The following is an 18,667-nucleotide window of genomic DNA, read 5'->3' on the forward strand; positions in this document are numbered from 1 at the left end:
CGAGGCCAGCGTGTTCGAGCCCATCGCCATCGTCGGCCGCGGGTGCGTCCTGCCCGGCGCGCTCCACCCCGCGGCCCTCTGGGACAACGTGCTCGCGGGCAGGGACCTCCTGTCCGCCGCCCCCGACGGCCGCTGGCGCCTGTCGCGCGAGCGCGCGCTCGCCTCCGGCCAGGGCGACGGGCGCGGCGCGCGCGACGTGCGCGACGCGAAGGACCGCGCGTGGAGCGACCGCGGCGGCTACGTCGCCGGGTTCGACGAGCACTTCCGCCGCGTGCTCGCCCGGGACCCGTTCCCCAAGAGGAGCGGCCCGCCCGAGTCGCTGCTCGCGCTCGATCCGCTCTTCCAGTGGGTGCTCTACGCGGGCCGCGAGGCGCTGCGCGAGGCCGGCCACGAGGGCAGGTCCGACCGCGCGGGCGCGGTGCTCGGCAACCTCTCGTTCCCCTCGTCGGCGATGTCGGCGTGGGCCGAGGCGACGTGGCTCGGCGATCTCGCCGGCGTCGCGCGGCCCGATCCGCGCAACCGGTTCATGTCGGGCCTGCCCGCCCACCTGCTCGCCGACGCGCTCGGCCTCGGGGCCGGGGCGTTCGCGCTCGACGCCGCGTGCGCGTCGTCGCTCTACGCGATCGCGCTCGCCTGCGAGCGCCTGCAGGACCGCGAGGTCGACCGGATGCTCGCCGGCGCGGTGTGCCGGTCGGACGACCTCTTCATGCACATCGGGTTCTGCGCGCTGTCGGCCCTGAGCCGCACCGGGCGCAGCCGCCCGTTCTCGTCGGCGGCCGACGGCCTGGTCCCGGCCGAGGGCGCGGCGTTCGTGGTCCTCGAGCGCCTGGCCGACGCGGAGGCCGCGCAGAGGCCCATCCTCGGCGTGATCCGCGGGATCGGCCTGTCGAACGACGGCCGCGGCCGCGGCCTGCTCGCGCCGGCGGTCGAGGGCCAGCTGCGCGCGATGCGGTCCGCGTACGCCATGGCCGGCGTCGATCCTGGCGAGGTCTCGCTCCTCGAGTGCCACGCGACGGGCACGCCCCTCGGCGACGCGACCGAGATCGCGACCCTCACCGAGGTGTTCGGCCGCCGCGAGGTCCCGCTCGGATCGCTCAAGTCGAACCTCGGCCACCTCGTCACGACGGCCGGCGCGGCCGGGCTCCTCAAGCTGCTCGGCGCCATGGCGGCGGGGATCCGCCCGCCCACGTTGCACGCCGATCCGCTGAGCGACGCGGTGGCGGCGAGCCCGTTCCGGGTGCTCCAGCGGGCCGAGCCCTGGGAGGGCCGGCGGCTCGCGGGCCTGTCGGCGTTCGGGTTCGGCGGGAACAACGCGCACCTGCTCGTGGAGGCGTACGAGCCGGCCGCGCCGAAGGGCCGCGCCGCGCCCGCCGCGCCGGCCGCCCCGGCGGCGCGCCCCGCCCCGGCGGGCCACCTGGCCGTGGTGGCGATGGGCGTGTGCGTCGGTGAGCTCAGCGGCGTCCGCGCCTTCGCCGAGCCGCTCCTCTCGGGCGGCGGCGCGGAGCCCCGCCGCGCGACCGTGGCGCTGCCCGCGGATCGCCTCCGGTTCCCGCCGCGCGATCTGGAGCAGGCGCTCGCCCAGCAGACGCTGCTGCTCGAGGCGGCGATCGAGGCGACCGAGGGGCTCGCGCTGCCGCGCGATCGCACCGCCGTGCTCATCGGCATGGGCGCCGACACCGAGGTGTGCCGGTACATGGCGCGCTGGCGGCTCGCCGAGTCGGCGCCGGCGCGGCTCGGCCCGTCGGTCGACGTCGACGCGCTCAAGGACGCGATCATCGCGCCCCTCCGGGCGGCGGGCGTCGTCGGGAACATGCCCAACATCCCGGCGAACCGGCTGAACAGCCACCTCGACGTCGGCGGGCCGTCGTTCACGATCGCGGCGGAGGAGCTCTCCGGGCCCTGGGCGCTGCGCGTCGCGTCCCGCGCCCTGCGCGCGGGCGCCGTGGACGCGGCGATCGTCGGCGCCGTGGACCTCTCGTGCGAGCCCGCCCACGTGGCCGCGCTCGAGGCGCTCGGCGTCCACCTGCCTCCCGGCGACGCCGCGGTCGTGCTCGTGCTCGAGCGGCTCGACGACGCCGTTCGGGAGCGGCACCCGGTCCTGGCCGTGGTCGTGGACGAGCCGGCCGAGCCGGGCCTCGTGCTGTCGGCCACGGATCTCGCGCCGCGGTTCGGCCATGCGCACGCCGCCTCCGGCCTGCTGCACGTCGCCGCCGCGGTGCTCGCCTGCCGTCATGCCCGGAAGCCCGACGGAGCGCCGTGGACCGACGACGTCCGCGTCGCCGAGGTCCGCTGCGCCGGCCTCGGCGGGGGCTCGCTGTCGGTCCGCATCGGGGCCGGCGGTCCGGCCGCGCCGCTCCCGCCGCCGCGACCTTCGGCGGGGCCGGCGCTCACGCTCCCCGCCCACCCGCCGGCGATCGTCGTGCCCGGCGCGGCCCCCCGCTCATCCCCTGGAGACTCGATGGAACCTGCGCCGCCTCTGCCGTCCGCCCTCGACGACCTGCCGCCGCTGTACCCCGGGCCCACGGGGTTCTCTGCCGCCGACGCGGCCTCGCCGCCGTCCTGGGACGAGCCGCCGCCGATGGCGCCGGCGCTCGTCGAGGCCGCGGCCGAGGGCGTCGCGGTCGAGCCGCTGCAGGTCGCGCCGGCGCTCGTCGAGGCCGCAGCGGACACCGCGGTCGCGCCGCTGACGATGGCGCCGGCGTTCGTCGAGGCCGCGGCCGTGGACATCCCCGGCGACGTGATCGCCGGCGCCGCGGCGTTCACCGTCCAGATGGCGCAGATCCACAAGGCGTGGGCGGAGCAGCAGGCCCAGGTCCACCGCCGGTTCCTGCAGATGCGGCAGCGCGCGCTGGACGCGCTCGTCGAGGCGTCGTCCGGCGCGGCTGCGGCGGTGCACGCGGCGCCGTCGGCGCAGGTCGTCCCCGTCGCGCCGGTCCGCGCCGAGTCGCCGCGGCCGTCTGAGGCGCCGCGCCTGATCCGAGCCGAGGCGCCGCGCCCCGTCGAGCCGCCGCGCCCGCCCCGCGTCGAGGCGCCGCGCCCCGTCGAGCCGCCGCGCCCGCCCCGCGCCGAGTCGCCGCGCCCCGTCGAGCCGCCGCGGTCGATCGATCCGCCGCGCCCCCCCGCCGCGTCGCCGCCCCCGCCGCGCGCCTCCGCCGCCGCGCCGCCGCCTCCGCCGCGCCACGCCGCGGCGCCGGACCTCCCCGCGGCGGCTGCCCTCGCGCCGCGCGGTCCCCGGTTCAGCCGCGAGCAGCTCGAGCACCTCGCCTCGGGCCGGATCTCCGACGTGTTCGGCCCGCTCTTCGCCCGGCAGGACGGCTACCGCCGCCAGGTGCGCATGCCCATGCCGCCGCTGCTGCTCGCCGATCGGGTCACCGGGATCGACGCCGAGCCCGGCTCGATGAAGCTCGGCACGATGTGGACCGAGACCGACGTGCGGTGGGACTCCTGGTACCTGCACGACGGCGCGATGCCGGCCGGCATCATGATCGAGAGCGGCCAGGCCGATCTCCTGCTCATCAGCTGGCTCGGCGCGGACTTCGAGAACAAGGGCGAGCGCGTCTACCGGCTGCTCGGCTGCGAGCTCACCTTCTACGGCGGGCTGCCGCGCCCGGGCGACACCCTCGTCTACGACATCCACGTCGACGGGCACGCGAAGCACGGCGACGTCCGCCTCTTCTTCTTCCACTACGACTGCCGCATCAACGGCGAGCTGCGCCTGAAGACGCGCAAGGGCCAGGCCGGCTTCTTCACCGACGAGGAGCTCGCGAACTCGGGCGGCGTCCTCTGGGACGCGGACTCCGCCGAGCACGCGGCGACCGCCCGCCTCGATCCGCCGCGCATCGCCTGCCAGAAATCCGCCTTCGACCGCGCCGATCTCCTCGCGTTCGCGGCCGGCGACGGCGCGGCGGCGTTCGGCCCCGGCTTCGAGCGCCTGAGCACCCACGTCCGGACGCCGCGGATCAGCGCGCCGCCCATGCTGTTCTTCGAGCGCGTCGACGTGTTCGACCCGGCGGGCGGCCCGTGGAAGCGCGGCTACCTCAGGGCCACGCTGCCGATCACGAAGGACGGCTGGTACTTCGAGGGCCACTTCAAGGACGACCCGTGCATGCCGGGCACGCTCATGTTCGAGGGCTGCTTCCAGGCGCTCGCGTTCTACATGGCGGCCATGGGCTTCACGGTGGACGCGGACGGCTTCCGCTTCGAGCCCGTGCCCGAGATCCCCTACCTGCTCCGCTGCCGCGGCCAGGTGGTCCCGCAGAGCCGGCTGCTCACGTACGAGGTCTTCGTCGAGGAGGTCCACGACGGCCCCCAGCCGACCGTGTTCGCTGACTTCCTGTGCACGGTCGACGGCCTCAAGGCGTTCCATGCCCGCCGCGTCGGCCTGCGCCTCCGGCCGGACTGGCCGCTCTCGAGCGCCCCCGAGCTGCTCGACGGCCACGTCGAGCCGAAGCCGGTCGCGCGGGTCCCCTGGTCCGAGCTCGGCGCGCCGCCCGCCGGCGGCGCCGTGGACGCCGGCGGGTTCCCGTTCGACTACAAGAGCCTGCTCTCGTGCGCCTGGGGCAGGCCGTCGGACGCGTTCGGCCCGCTCTACCGCAGGTTCGACGAGGGCCGGCACGTCGCGCGGCTCCCGGGCCCGCCGTACCACTTCATGAGCCGGGTCCTCTCGGTCTCGAGCCCCATGGCGGCGATGAAGGCCGGCGCGAAGGTCGAGGTCGAGTACGACGTCCCGGCGGACGCCTGGTACTTCGACGAGAACGCGAGCCTCACCATGCCGTTCGCGGTGGTGCTCGAGGCCGCGCTCCAGACGTGCGGCTGGCTCGCGAGCTACGCCGGCTGCGCGCTCTCGAGCGAGGGCGCGCTGTACTTCCGCAACCTCGACGGCAAGGGCACGGTGCGCGCCGAGGTGCTGCCGGACGCGGGCGCGCTGCGCACGACGTCGCAGCTCACGAACATCTCGCGGTCGGGCGGCATGATCATCCTGTCGTTCCGCGTCGAGTGCAGCGTCGGCGCCATCCGGGTGTACGACCTCGACACGGTGTTCGGCTTCTTCCCGAAGGCCGCGCTCGCGACGCAGATCGGCATCCCGCCGAAGCCCGAGGAGGTCGCCGCGCTGGACGCGCCGTCCGATTTCGAGGTCGATCTCCGCGCGCGCCCCGAGCGGTACTGCGGGGGCAAGCTCGGGCTCGCGCGGCCGTCGCTGCTGATGATCGACCGCATCGACGGCCTGTGGCAGGGCGGCGGCCGGAAGGGGCTCGGCCGGCTGCACGCGCGGCGGGACGTCCAGCCGTCGGAGTGGTTCTTCAAGGCCCATTTCCTGGGCGATCCGGTGCAACCCGGCTCGCTCGGCATCGAGGCGATGCTGCAGACGATCCAGTTCTGGATGCTGCACCACGACCTCCACGCGGGCCTCCGCGACCCGCGGTTCGAGCCGGTGATGACGGGGCACGAGCACAGCTGGCGCTACCGCGGCCAGGTGCTGCCGAGCAGCCGGCGGGTGACGGTCGAGACCGACATCCTCGAGGTCGGCCGCGACGATCGCGGGCCGTACGTCGTCGCCGAGTCCTACCTCTGGGTGGACGGCCTCCGCATCTACGGCGCGACGCTCGGCGTGCGCATCGTCGACGGCGCCTCGCCGCCCCGCGCGCGCCGCGACGTCGGCTTCGACCCGCGCGGCGGCGCGCGCCACCTCGCCTCGCTGCCGGGCGCCGTGCTCCGGAGCCAGGGATCCCGCCCGAACGAGCAGGCCGCGGGGCGCGCCGCGCCGCCGGAGGCCGAGGGCCGGAGCCCGCGAGCGCTCGCGGGGCGCGCCGCGCCGCCGGAGGCCGAGGGCGCCGAGGAGGTGCTGGATCCGGCCGGCTGGGTGGCGGACCACTGCCCCACCTGGACGGTCCCGGCGCTCCCGGGGATGAGCATGGTCGATCGGCTGGCCGGCGCCGCCTTGCGGGCGCGCCCGGGGAGCGTGGTCGTGGCCGTGGAGGACGTGGTGGTGCTCCGCTGGCTGACCGTGCCGGGGCCGGTGCGCATCAAGGCCGAGGCCACCGGCACGGGCGATGTCCTCGACGTGCGGCTCCTCGCGTGGCGCGAGGCCTCGAACCCGGCGCTCTCGCGGTTCGAGCCCGTGTGCACCGGCCGCGTGCGCGTGGCCGGCGCGTACCCGCCCGCGCCCGCGCCGGAGCCGGCGCTCGACGCGCCCGAGGCCGACGATCCCTACGCGGCGGGCACGCTGTTCCACGGCCCCGCGTTCCAGTACCTGACCTCGCTCCGGCTCGGCGCGCGCGGCTCCTCGGCGGTGCTCGATCCCGGCAAGGGCTCGGTGCCTCCCGGGACGCTGCACCAGGGCATGCTCGACGCGCTGACCCACACCATCCCGCACGACCGGCTGTTCCAGTGGGATCCGGCGAGCCCGCCCGCGCACATCGCGTTCCCGTCGCGCATCCCGTCGCTGCGCCTCTACGGGCCGATCCCCGAGGCGCCGGTGCGCGTCGAGGTGCGCTACGAGGGCCGCGACGATCGCTTCGTCTCGTTCCGGGTGCAGGCCATCGCGGGCGCCGGGGCGGAGGCCGCCGGCGAGCGCGTCTGGCTGGAGCTCCGCCTCGTCGAGGTGCTGCTCCCGCAGGGGTCGGTGGGCGGCGCGCCGCCCGGGATCCGCCGGGCGTTCCTGCGCGACCGCGCGCCGGTCGACCTCGGCGTCTCGCGGGTCGACGCGGCGTCGGGCGAGGCGCGCTGCAGCCCGGCCGACGTGCGCACGATGGACTGGATGCCGGGCACGGTGGCGCACCTGTACGACGCGTCGGGCGATCTCGTCGAGGCGGTGGCCGTGAAGGATCACGTCGCGCGGCGCGCCGGCGTGCACCCGTCGACGGTCTCGCTCGCCGGGGTCTCCTCGGCGCAGCCGCTGACGCGCTGGCCGTTCGCGGTGGCGCGCGAGGGCTCCGAGGTCGTGGTCCGCGACGCGGGCCCGCCCGCGATCGACATCGCGCCGGTGCGCCGCTACTGGGGCGCGGCCATGGGCCTCGGCCGGTGGCCCGCGGAGGACCTGTATTTCGGCCTCATCGAGCGGTTCATCCGCCGGGTGCACGTCGCCGATCCCGCCGCGTTCCGCGCGGTGAAGGGCCGGAGCCTGCTCTACCTGGGCAACCACCAGGTCGGCGTCGAGTCGCTCTTGTTCGGCATCGCCGTCTCCGGGCTCACGGAGGTCTCCACGGTGACGCTGGCCAAGGCCGAGCACCGGACCACGTGGCTCGGCACGATGCTCGCGCACTGCTTCGCGTACCCGGGCGCGCGCGATCCGAAGGTGATCACGTACTTCGATCGCGAGGACAAGGCGTCGCTCGGGGGCATCATCGCGGAGCTCGGGGCGGAGATGCAGGGCTCGGGCAAGGGGGTGATGGTGCACGTCGAGGGCACGAGGTCGCTCGAGTGCCGCACGCCGGTGCGGAAGATGAGCGGCGCGTTCATCGACATGGCGCTCGCGGTGGGCGTCCCGGTGGTGCCGGTGCGCTTCGCCGGCGCGCTGCCGCCGGAGCCGCTCGAGAAGCGGCTCGAGTTCCCGCTGGGCATGGGCGTGCAGGACATCTGGATCGGCCGCCCGCTGCTGCCCGAGGAGCTCGCGGGGCTGACCTACAAGGAGCGCAAGGACCTCGTGATCGCCGGCATCAACGGGCTCGGGCCGAGCAACGAGGTCGAGCAGCCGTTCCCCGGCGACCCTGCGTTCGCGGCGTCGGTGGACGCGTGGGTGGCGGAGGCGGGGGTCGGGCACGAGGACGCGACGGTCTTCCGGGTGCTGGAGGCGTGCGCCGACCCGACGCCCGAGACGGCCGCGATCGTGGAGGCCGCGCGCACGGGGCGGCTCGCGCCGCCTGACGCGCGGCGGGCCGACTGGCTGCGGAAGCTGGCGGCGCGGCTCCTGGGGAGGCGGCTCGTGGGGTGAGCCGGGCGGGGACGACACCCCTCAGGCTTGATCGCACGGCGCAACGGGAGCTCGCGACAAATATGCAAAATCGTTGAGCTTTGTTCCTGCTTCCGCCTTCGTCGTCGCTCCTGGCCGCCACCTCCCTCACCACCGGATCGCCGTCGGCTCCGCGACCCAGTTCAGGCTCCCCCCGTCGTAGGGCGGCGGCGGTCGCGTCAGCGCGTATGTCAGCGCCGCGCCCCCCGCCAGCACCGCCGCCGCGCCCGTCCAGAACCACCACGTCTTCAGCACCGATGGTCGCACCGGGACCAGCTTGGCCGTCAGATCCGCCCGCTGCCCCGCGTGCAGATCGAGCGTCGCCGCGTACGTCTCGAACCCGTCGCGCACCACCTCGATCCGGTACTTCCCCGGCGGCCGCTCGATGTCGATCGGCGCGAGCCCGGCCTCGCGGCCGTCCACGCGGACGAGCGCCTGCGCCGGCTCGGCGCGCACCGCGACGCGCGCGGGGAGGAGGTCCAGCCGGAGATCGAGCGTGGCCCTCTCCCCGGGCCGGTAGGTCTTCTGGACGAACGCATCCTGCCGCCCCGGCCGCGCCGCCCGGAAGAGGTGGACGCCGGGATCGAGCTCCACCGTGAAGGTCTTCTCCGCCGGCGCCTCCGCGCGCCCCGCCGGCCCCGGAAGCGCGACGAAGACCCTGGTTCCGCCTTCGGTGTCCAGGCGGAGCGGGCGCCCGTCCACGGTCAGCGGCGTCCCCGCGGGATCCAGCGTCACCGCCACGCGGACGACGAGCTCGTCCAGCTCGGCGACGAACGCCCTGGCGTCGTCGAGCTGCGCGGGCGCGAGGCCGTCCGCGCTCGCGAGCACGCGGCGGAAGGTGCGGCGCGCCGCGACGTAGCGGCCCAGCGCGCGCTCGCAGAAGCCGATGTTGTACTGCACGATCGGCGCGTCCCGCGCCGCCGCCGCCTCCTCGAAGGCGGCGAGCGCCTCGCCCCACTGCGCGTCCTTCGACCGCTGCACGCCGAGCAGGAACGCCGCCCTACCGCGCGCGGTGCGCTCGTCCGCCGCCGGCGCCTCCGCCGGAGCCGCGTGCCCGCTCGGCTCCTCGGCGCTCGCGCGCCCCTCGGCCAAGAGCGCGAACCCCGCCACGACCAGGCCACCCAGGATCCATCGCGTCCGCATCGCGCCGCTCTCCGCCGACGGCCTCGTCATTCGGTCCCGCCGCAGGAGGGCAAGCAGTGGGCGAGCGCGCAGCCGAGGCGAGCGTTGTGCGTCTCCACCGCGGTCGGGAACGTCTCCTCGCACGCCGTGAGGCACGCCTGGTCCCCGGATTCGCACTGGACCTGGCAGCTCTCGAGCAACGCGCACTGGAGATCGTGATGGCAAGCCGCCATCTCGTCGGCGCAGTGCGAGATCTGGCACTCGACACAAGGGTGGAGCGGCTCCTCGCCGCAGGCGTCGTCGTCGAAGCAGAAGTGCTCCATGCAGGCGACCCGGTGACCGTAGCGCTCGTAGCCGGCGGCGTGATCCTGGTAGCACTGGCCCTCACAGGGCGGGTAGTCCGCGCCCCCGGGACAAGCCTTGATGCACGCGACGAGATCCTGGCAGTCCTGGTCGTCTTTGCACGCCTGGTAGGTCTCGCAGCAGCGCTCGTCTTCGCACTTGTAACACTCGTTCTCTTCCATCGACGGCGGGCACGTCTGGTTGAAGTCCGGGTCGTTCGCGGCGGGGACCTGGCCGCAGCCGGCGCACCGCGCGCCCGGACCCGAGGCGCGGCAGTCGATGAAGGCCTGCTGCGCGCTCTGGCCAGCGGAGCCGGAGACGGGCGGACATGCCCTCTCGCACGCGACGTCCGCGTCCCCGTTCGGGCCCAGCGGGCACGCGTCGAGGCAGTCGAGGTAGGCGGCGCAGCCCGGATCGGCCGCGCAGGCGTTCACCTGGGACACGCACGCTGTCTCCACGACGCACGCGCCGCACGCGCTCGTCCGGTAGGTGACCTCGCCTCCGCCGGCGCCGCCGCCTCCGCCGATCCCCGATCCCGTGCTCGTCGACGTCCCCGAGCTCGCGGGTAGGGGGCCCCCGTCGCACGCGGGGGAGAGCGCCGCCGCGAGGGAGAGAGAGAGCGCGGCGAGCACGGGCCGGGTTACCCACGACATACAATCTCCTCGCGAGCGGTAGCAGCGTTTGGCGTTCGTCGGTCGGCGAGAGCGGCAATCGATCTTCGTACTCGATCTTCGTACTCGATCTTCGTACTCGATCTTCGTACTCGATCTTCGTACTCGATCTTCGTACTCGATCTTCGTACTCGATCTTCCTTCGATCTTTCTTGGCTCTGCCTCTCCTAGGTGGTAGCAGTGAATGCTACCCCTGGCGCAGGTCGAACGGCAACGAGAAAGGCGGAACGTGGTGGAACCGAGGCGCGCGCTCTCGAGTCTCGCCGTGATCAGCATGGCTGTGCACTCGGGCGCCTGCGGCGGGCGAGAGCGACCGCAGCTCCTCGTCGTCGTGGACACCGACGCGCCGGTCGCAGCGCAGCTCCTCGCGGATCCGTCGATCTCTCCGGAGGCGGTCGTCGATACGGTGCGTATCGACAGGTTCGACGACGCGTGGCGCCCGAGCTGCATCGACGACGTCGACTGCACGGCCAACTTCGTGTTGCCGGATCCGTCGTCCTGGCCGTTCTCCTTCGGGGTGGCCACGCCCGAGGCGGGCAGCGCCGTGCTCCGCCTGCGCATCCGGGCGTTCCGCGGCGCCGTCGCCACGAGAGGCAAGGACGCTGTCGAGGGCAGGGCGTTCTCGACCATCGATCCTCCGCCCGAGGCCGCGATCGACCGGCTGCTCGAGGTCGCGCTCCCCGCGTCCGGCGTGGAGACGGCCCTGCTCGTGCTCTCCGCCGACTGCCTCGGCGTGCCCGTGTCGCTGCGCGATCCGCCGCGCACGTGCCTCGACGGCTCCCGGCGCGCGGCGGCCCCCGCCGAGGGCCTCGTCGTCGGCCCGGCCTCCGCGACGCGGGCCGGCACATGGCGCCGCGCGCGCGAGGTGCCCTGCGGGGCCGCGCCGCCGGGCGCCGACGCCGTCTGCATCCCGGGCGGGCTCGGCTTCCTCGGCCAGGCCGAGCTCGCCGACGTCGACGAGCAGAGCGACGCCGCCGCCGCGCCCCCGCGGCCGGTCTACGTGAGCCCCTTCTTCATGGGTCGCACGGAGTTCACGGTCGGCCGCTTCCGCGATCTGCTGAACGACGGCCTCCTCGCCGCGGCGGGCGAGCTCCCCAGCGGGCCCGATCCGGACAGGGGCGCGCTCGCGGGCTGCCGCTGGCTCGGCGCCGCGGACGGCGCGAACGACGATCACCCCCTCAACTGCCTCTCGTGGAAGCTGGCGCGGGAGGCGTGCAGGGCGAGCGGCGGCGATCTGCCCACCGAGGCGCAGTGGGAGCACGCCGCGCGAGGTCGAGGGCAGGGGCGCGTCTATCCCTGGGGCGACGCGTCGCCCGCGTGCTGCACGGCGAGCGCTGGGCGCGGGACGCTGTGCCCCGGCGGGACGGGGCCGGAGGAGGTCGGCGCCCATCCGCCGTCGGCGGCGTGCGGCGGCCTCGGCGACGTGTCCAGGGATGGCGTCCTGGATCTCGGCGGGAACCTGAGCGAGCTGTGCGCCGACAGGCTGGTTCCTTACGGAGAGGGCTGCTGGGGCGCTCCCGGGATCTTCGTCGATCCCCGGTGCGACGACGACACCACCAGGTCGCGCGCTGCCCGCGGGGGAGACTGGGCCAGCGGCCCCGCGAACACCCGCGCTGCGTTCCGGAGGGGCGATGTGCTGGACGCGCTGCACGGCTTCCGGTGCGTTTACGCGGGAGGGGCACCGTGACGGCCCGGCGCTCCCTGGGGGCGCTCGCGGCCGCGGGGCTCCTGCTCTCCGGGTGCGGAGCGGAGCCTCGCCAGTGGCTCGTCAGCGTCTCGACGGACGCGCCGGTGCCCCGGTTCGGCGATCACCTGCTGCTCGAGGTGATGGGCACCGACGCGAGCTGCACCGGGTGCATGCGGCTCATCGGGGTGGACGGGCCGGACAGCCTCCCGGTCAGCTTCGGTGTGGTCCCGCGGAGCGAGGGCGCCGCCGTGCGGGTCCGCGCGCGGCTCTACCGGGCCGAGCAGGCGGGCCCGGACGGCCTGCCCGACGCCGCGGCGCTGATCGACGCCGTCGCCGTGCTCCCGCCGCTGCTCGAGGGCGAGACGCGCGTGGCCCTCGACCTGTCCATGCGCTGCTTCGGCGTCCCGAGCGCCCCCGAGGAGGGCGCGACCTGCGACCCGGAGACGGGCGCGCTCGCGCCGGAGCCGGTGCTCCCGCTGCTCTCCGACGTCGAGCCCCAGCCCCGGCCCGGTTCCTGGCCGGGCGCGGCCCTGGTGCCCTGCGCGGGGCCGGCGCCCGCCGGCATGGTGTGCGTGCCCGGGGGGGTCTTCCTGCTCGGCGCGCCCCGACCGAGCTTCGCCGTCGACCTCGACGAGCTGAGCCAGCCCGAGCACCTCGTGCAGCTCGGCGCCTTCGCCATCGACGTGGACGAGGTGACCGTGGGCGCGGTCCGGGAGCTCGTGGCGACAGGGCAGCTCCGGTCCGAGCCCGGCGTCCGGGACCTCGACGCGCCGGGGTCCGGCCGGGGCGCGTGCACGTACCTCGGCGCCGAGGTTCGCGACGACGACGCCTTATCGGTCAACTGCGTCACGCACGCGCAGGCGGAGGAGGTCTGTTCCGCGCTGGGGAAGCGGCTCCCGACCGAGGCCGAGTGGGAATATACGGCCGGCAACCTCGCCGACGAGACGGCCTATCCGTGGGGCAACGCCGGCGATCTCTGCGCGACGGCCCTGCTCGGCAGGGGCCGGCACCCCATGGAAGCCGACGCGGGCGTGTTCGAGAACGCCGGCTGTCGCCCGCTCGGCGGGACGGTGCCCTGGGGGCCGGTCGCCGGAGGCGCGCCGGGCGACGTGACCGCGCTCGGCGTCCGGAACCTCGCGGGCAGCATGTCCGAGTGGGTGGCCGACACCTTCGCCCCCTACACGGCGCCGTGCTGGCGGCCGGGTGGAGCGCTCCTCGTCGATCCGGTGTGCCGCGCGCCGGCGCCCGGGGCGGCGCAGGCCTTCTCCTATCGCGGGAGCTCCTGGGCGGGTTACAAGCTCTCGGCGCAGGCCACCGCGCGCAGCCATGACGGGCGGTCGACGTTCAATCAGGCGACGGGCTTCCGGTGCGCGCAATCCATGTGATCGATGTGATCGATGTGACCGGTGTGACCGATGTGACCGCGCCGCCGAGGATTGGGTCCGGCCGGGAACCACGGTACGCTGCGCTCGTGTCGGACGATCTCCAGGGCTCCTTCCCGGCCGGCAAGGTCGTCGCCGGGCACTTCCGGATCGAGCGCCTCATCGGCCGCGGGGGGATGGGCGAGGTGTACGCGGCCAGGAACCTCGGCACCGGGCGCGACGTGGCGCTCAAGGTCGTCCGCGGCGTCGCCGACACCGCGCAGACTCGGCGCTTCCTCCGCGAGGCCAGGGCGGCGACCGCGATCCAGCACCCGAACGTGATCGAGGTGCTCGACGTCTTCGAGGGCGACGATCACACGCCCGTGATGGTCATGGAGCTGCTCCGCGGCGAGCCGCTCTCCGCGCTGCGCAGGCGGAGGGGCGCCCTGCACCTCCACGAGGCGGCGCGGCTCCTCTCGCCGGTCGCCGCCGCGCTCCGCGCCGCGCACGACAAGGGGATCGTCCACCGCGATCTCAAGCCGGACAACATCTTCCTCTCCGAGCCCCAGGCCGGCGGGTGCGTGCCCAAGGTGCTCGACTTCGGGATCGCCAAGGTGCTCGACCCGACGTCCATCAGCGCGGAGACCCATGGAGCCAACACCAGCACTGGCTCGATCCTCGGGACGCCGCATTACATGTCCTTCGAACAGGCGATGAGCGAGAAGGACATCGATCATCGGGCGGACATCTGGGCCATGGGCGTCATCCTCTTCGAGGCGCTCGCCGGCCGGAGGCCGCTCGAATTCGAGACCCTCGGCGAGATGTACACGGCGTTCCTGCAGCGCGAGGTGCCGTCGATCCGGTCGGCCGTCCCCGACCTGCCCGCGGACGTCGCCGACGTGCTCGACCGCTGCCTGCGGAAGCGGCGCGAGGATCGGCTCGCCGATCTCGGCCCCCTCGTCGAGGTCCTCGGCCGCCACGCGGACCCGGCGTCGCCGGGCGCGCTCGCGGGCGGCAAGGTGGTCGGCGCGCTCGCGCCGCTCGCCGCGCCCCCGCGCTCCGCCGCGCCCGCCGCCGTCACGGATCGAGGCGGCCCCGCGAGGTCGCTGAGGCGGGCGGGCGCAGGCGCCGCGCTCCTCGCGGCGATCGGCGTCGCGGCGTTCGTGGCGCTCCGTCGCCCTCCGGCGGACGCGCCCGCCCCGCTGGTCTCCACGCCGGCCGCAGCGGAGGGCGCGCCCGCGCCTCCGGCGTCCACGTCGGCCGAAGCGGCGGGCGCGCGCGCGTCCGGCCCGGCGCCCCCTCCGTCCCCCGCGCCGAGCGCGGCGCCCCCGGCCGCCCTCGCCCGAGACGATCGCGCCGCGGAGGCCGCCGCGCCGTCCGCCGTGCCTCCTGCGAGGCGGCCTTCGCCCAAGGCGCCCTCCGGTACGGCGGCGAAGGCGCCGGCGCCCTCGGCGACGCCGCCTGTGACGCCCCCGGCGCCGAGCCAGCCGGCGAGGGGGATCGTCGACCAACTCCCGTACTGATGACGACCGGCGCGCTCCGCGTTACCGTGAGCGCACGCCATGGAAGGTCAATGTATCGCCGGGAAGTACCGCCTTGCCCGGCTCCTCGGCAAGGGCGGAATGGGCTCGGTGTGGCTGGCAGAGCACCTGTCGCTCCGCACGCCGGTGGCCATCAAGCTCATCGACGTCGAGGTCGCGAAGAACGCGAGCGCCCGCGCGCGGTTCGATCGCGAAGCGCAGCTCGCCGCGCGGATCCGCAGCGCCCATGTGGTCAAGGTGCTCGACCATGGCCTGACCGACCATGGATTGCCCTACATCGCGATGGAGTGCCTCGCGGGCGAGACGCTGCGCGACCGGCTCTCCGCGCGCGGGCGAATCACGCTGTCGGAGACGGCGAAGATCGTGTCTCACGTGTGCCGCGCCCTCGCGCGCGCCCACGAGGCCGGGCTCGTGCACCGCGACATCAAGCCCGAGAACATCTTCATGGCGCGCGAGGATGACGGCGAGATCGTCAAGATCCTCGATTTCGGGGTGGCGAAGGCGACGGACGCGCTCTCCATCGCAGGGATGGATCCCACGCGCACCGGCGCGCTCCTCGGGACGCCTTACTACATGAGCCCGGAGCAGGCGAAAGGCCTGAAGAGCGTCGATTACCGGTCTGACCTGTGGTCCCTGGGAATCGTGGTCTTCGAGTGCCTCACCGGCCAGCGCCCCTTCACGGCCCCGGCCCTCGGCCCGCTCATCGCGAAGATCCTGGGGACGCCCGCGCCCGCGCTGTCGGCGGCGGCGCCTTCCGCGCGCATCCCCGCGGAGGTCGAGGCCTGGATGCGCAAGGCGCTCGCCGTCGATCCGGACGCGCGCTTCGCCTCGGCCAGGGAGCTCGCGGAGGCGTTCATGGTGGCGTCGGGCACGGCCGACTCGATGGAGCGCGGCCCCTCGGCGGGCCTCCCGGGCGCGCGGTCGCCGTCCGCCGCGGGCTCCCGGGCCGAGGCGTGGGACGCGGCCGACACCGTCGCCCTGGCCTCGAGCGACGCCGCCCCGCCCGCCGCCGCCGCGACGCTGCCGGCCGCGACGCTGGCGGTCGCCGCCGTGACGCCGCCGGCCGTCGCGCCGTCGGTCCCCGCCGCGCCGCGCGCCCCGGCGGCCCCCCTGGCCTCGGCGGCGGCGCCTGGCGCGGTCGCGGCGGCGCCGCCGGCCGTGCGCGGCCTGATCTGGGCGGTCGTCGTGCTCGGGATCGCGCTCCTCGCGGTGGGCGGCGTGCTCGCGGCGACCCTCCTGCGGTGAGCGGCGCCGGCGGTCTCGCGGCGCGCGGGCGGGCCCCCGACCCTCGGGCGCGGCGCCTCGACGCTCCGCTCCGATCGCGGCCCCCGTCGCCGTGTCGCGCGGTGCGCTGCCTTCCCGCTTGATCGCGCCGCGACGCGGGAGATACCCTCCGCGCATGCGCCGCCTGGTCTCGTGCGTCCTTCTCCTCTCGTCGTTCGCCCTCGCGCCGGGTTGCGCGACCTACAATCAGGATCTCGATCGTGCCCGCAGCCACTACGAGGCGAACCGGTTCGAGCAGGCGCTGGCGCTGTTCCGCGTGCTCGAGCACGACATGGACTCGTTCTCGGTCCCGGAGCGGGCGCAGTACGCCTACCTCCGGGGCATGACGGACTACCGCCTGGCCGATCTTGCGCCGCAGGGCACCGGTGTCGCCGATCCGCGCAAGGGCTACCGCGACAACGCGCGCCACTGGCTCGGGCTCGCCGCGGCGATCGAGAAGCAGACCCCCGGCGGCATCACGAGCGAGCAGAAGGGCCGGCTCACCGAGACGCTCGCGGATCTCAACCGCGACGTGTACGGCGGCGCCGAGACGCTGCCGGAGGGCGCCGCACCCGGAGCCGCGCCGCAGCCCGACGCTGCGCCTGCATCGCCCGCCGAATCGCCGGAGCCCTCGGCGCCCACGCTCTGACCGCAGCGCGCCCGCGTCCGCGGTGCTCGCGCCCCTGCGCATCACCGGCGCCCGCGCGTCTGCGTCGTTCCGCGCTCGCGCATCGTTCCGCGCTCGCGCATCGTTCCGGGCGCCCGCGTCGTTCCGCGCGTCCGCGTCGTTCCGGGCGCCTGCATCGTTCCGCGCCCGCGTCGCGCACCGGTACTGCACCGCGCGCTCGTGGTGCGCTTCGTGCGAGCGTCCCACCGTGTGGGCGCGCTGGATGGCCTGGACAGGAACTGCGAGAGGAGACGTAGGGCGGGGCGCCGTGCGCGGCGCTGTGGGATCGCTGGTCAGCCGGGTCGCGCTACGACATCCGCCGGCGCAGCGACTCGATCTCGTCCTTCGCTGCGAGCTTGTGTTTCTTGAGCTGGGCTGCCTCCATCCTCTCCCCCGGTGTTAAGAAGGCCCGTCGACCCAGCTGCCTGAGCCGCGAATCGAGCTCGCGATGACGCGCTTCCGCCATACTCAGCCGCTGCTCCGGGCCGACTGCCGTCACCGCGCGAGGAGAGATGATCTGATGCTTCATGTACCCACCTCCAAGGCCCACAAGAGGGCCGTGATGCCTTCGAGAGCCCACAGCAGAAGCCCTCGTTCCGATCGTCGCTGGAGAGGAGATCGCCGCCGCGAGCTATGAGCGAACAGCGGCCTGTTGAACGAAGCGAGATTACCGCATCATGGCGGCTCGATGCAGGCTTTTTGTCGGGGGGTACCCTCTGTAACATCCCGGATCATCAGCTGAAACCAGGGATTGCCCTACAGGCGCACAGCAGTACACCTTCGTTCCGGACGGCCAGGCTGGCATCTCCGTCTCCGTCCGCGCGAGAGGGACAACCTCGACCGTGGGGCTATTCTTCCCGGGCCATGTCGCTTCCACGCATCGCCCCGCTCGCCGTCCTGATCGCAGTGGTCGCCCTGGTGGGATGCACCTCCCAGGCCACGGCGCCGGCCCCGGCGCGGTCCCCGCAGGCGGCCTCGGCGCGGTCGCCGGTCGAGCTCGCGCCGGTCGTCGTCTCGCCCTACTCGGACGCGGAGCTCGCGGCGGAGTTCGAGCGGGCGCGCGCGCTGCTCCTGGCCGACAAGGCGCGCGAGGCGGCGCCCCTGTTCGATCGGCTGGTCCGCCTCGCGCCGGACGGCGAGGTCGCGCCGCCCAGCCTGTTCAACGCCGGGCTCGCGCACGAGGCGCTCGGCGATCGCGCGCTCGCGGCCGAGCGCTACCGCGAGGTCGCGCGGCGCTTCCCGGACCACGCGGTCGCGCGCGGCGCCCTCTTCCGGCTCGCGCGCGCGGCGGCCGCCCTCGAGCGGTGGCCCGAGCTCGTCGAGGTCGCGCGCCGCCTGCTCGGCCTCGGCGATCTGAGCGTCCTCGAGGCGATCGAGGCGCGCGGCGCCCTCGCGCTCGGCCTCGTCGAGCAGGATCTCGTGGATGAGGCGGCGCGTCAGGTCGGGCTCGCGCGCGATCTCATCGAGGCGCACCGGCTGGGCGAGGCGGGCAAGCCGCCGCTCGAGCTCGCGCAGGTGAGCTTCGCGCTCGGCGAGGTGCGGCGGCGCCGGAGCGAGGCGATCACCTTCGCGCCGGTGCCGGCGAACTTCGCCGAGGCGCTGGAGCGGCGCTGCCAGGGGCTGCTCGACGCGCAGAGCGCCTACACCGAGGCCATGCGGAGCCTCGACGCCCACTGGTCGGCGATGGCCGGCTACCGCATCGGGCAGCTCTACAAGGAGCTCCACCGCGACGTGATGCAGGTCCCGCCGCCGCCGAGCGCCGACACCCCGAGGAAGAAGCAGCTCTTCGAGGGGGCGATGCGCCTGCGCTACCGCGTGCTCCTGGAGAAGGGGCAGAAGATGCTGGCGGGCACCGTGCGCCTCGGCGATCGCACCGGGGAGGCGCCTTCGTGGGTGCTCCGGGCCCGCGACGCGCAGCGCGAGATCGAGCTCTCGCTCGCCGACGAGCAGGCGGCCCTGGCGCGGCTCCCGTTCACCGAGACCGAGCTCCTGGCCGCGCTCGACGCCCTGAAGACCGAGGCGCCGCGGCGGCCGTGATCCCGCGCGGGCGGCGGCCCGAGCGCCG

At 74.9% G+C, this 18,667-nt stretch carries 10 protein-coding genes; 7 read left to right on the forward strand and 3 right to left on the reverse strand.

What is annotated here, in order from left to right; genetic code table 11:
* Positions 1-10: 10 nt before the first annotated feature.
* Positions 11-7,930, forward strand: coding sequence for a beta-ketoacyl synthase N-terminal-like domain-containing protein (locus WMF26_RS05980; RefSeq protein WP_437999522.1), 7,920 nt, complete (start codon positions 11-13; stop codon positions 7,928-7,930).
* A 126-nt stretch (positions 7,931-8,056) separates the two neighbouring features.
* On the opposite strand, the gene WMF26_RS05985 is transcribed toward WMF26_RS05980, so the two are convergent.
* The gene (locus WMF26_RS05985) at positions 8,057-9,091 is read right to left on the reverse strand and encodes a PEGA domain-containing protein (RefSeq protein WP_437999523.1); all 1,035 of its coding nucleotides are present in this window, start codon (positions 9,089-9,091) and stop codon (positions 8,057-8,059) included.
* A 26-nt stretch (positions 9,092-9,117) separates the two neighbouring features.
* Positions 9,118-10,065, reverse strand: coding sequence for a hypothetical protein (locus tag WMF26_RS05990; protein WP_437999524.1), 948 nt, complete (start codon positions 10,063-10,065; stop codon positions 9,118-9,120).
* 292 nt (positions 10,066-10,357) lie between these two features.
* On the opposite strand from WMF26_RS05990, the gene WMF26_RS05995 reads away from it, so the two are divergent.
* From WMF26_RS05995 to WMF26_RS06015, 5 genes are all read left to right on the forward strand, one after another.
* The gene (locus tag WMF26_RS05995; protein ID WP_438002382.1) at positions 10,358-11,770 is read left to right on the forward strand and encodes a formylglycine-generating enzyme family protein; all 1,413 of its coding nucleotides are present in this window, start codon (positions 10,358-10,360) and stop codon (positions 11,768-11,770) included.
* A complete protein-coding gene (locus tag WMF26_RS06000) occupies positions 11,767-13,155 on the forward strand; it encodes a formylglycine-generating enzyme family protein (RefSeq protein ID WP_437999525.1) in 1,389 nt (462 codons plus the stop codon). Before WMF26_RS05995 ends, WMF26_RS06000 begins: the two co-directional genes overlap by 4 nt.
* 86 nt (positions 13,156-13,241) lie before the next feature.
* On the forward strand, positions 13,242-14,654 hold the full coding sequence (locus WMF26_RS06005; protein ID WP_437999526.1) for a serine/threonine-protein kinase: 1,413 nt from the start codon (positions 13,242-13,244) through the stop codon (positions 14,652-14,654).
* Positions 14,655-14,693: 39 nt separating this feature from the next.
* Positions 14,694-15,917 carry a serine/threonine-protein kinase gene (locus WMF26_RS06010; protein WP_437999527.1) on the forward strand — a complete coding sequence of 408 codons (1,224 nt, stop codon included), beginning with the start codon at positions 14,694-14,696 and terminating at the stop codon, positions 15,915-15,917.
* A 154-nt stretch (positions 15,918-16,071) separates the two neighbouring features.
* Complete coding sequence (locus WMF26_RS06015; protein WP_437999528.1) at positions 16,072-16,584, forward strand: hypothetical protein; 513 nt, start codon at positions 16,072-16,074, stop codon at positions 16,582-16,584.
* A gap of 325 nt (positions 16,585-16,909) precedes the next feature.
* Here WMF26_RS06015 and WMF26_RS06020 read toward each other — a convergent pair whose 3' ends face one another.
* The gene (locus WMF26_RS06020; protein ID WP_020733166.1) at positions 16,910-17,131 is read right to left on the reverse strand and encodes a YdcH family protein; all 222 of its coding nucleotides are present in this window, start codon (positions 17,129-17,131) and stop codon (positions 16,910-16,912) included.
* 335 nt (positions 17,132-17,466) lie between these two features.
* Between WMF26_RS06020 and WMF26_RS06025 the strand changes: the two genes are divergently transcribed.
* On the forward strand, positions 17,467-18,639 hold the full coding sequence (locus WMF26_RS06025) for a tetratricopeptide repeat protein (RefSeq protein ID WP_437999529.1): 1,173 nt from the start codon (positions 17,467-17,469) through the stop codon (positions 18,637-18,639).
* Positions 18,640-18,667: the final 28 nt, after the last annotated feature.

The organism is Sorangium sp. So ce185 (assembly GCF_051526825.1).
Lineage (GTDB): Bacteria > Myxococcota_A > Polyangia > Polyangiales > Polyangiaceae > Sorangium > Sorangium cellulosum_D.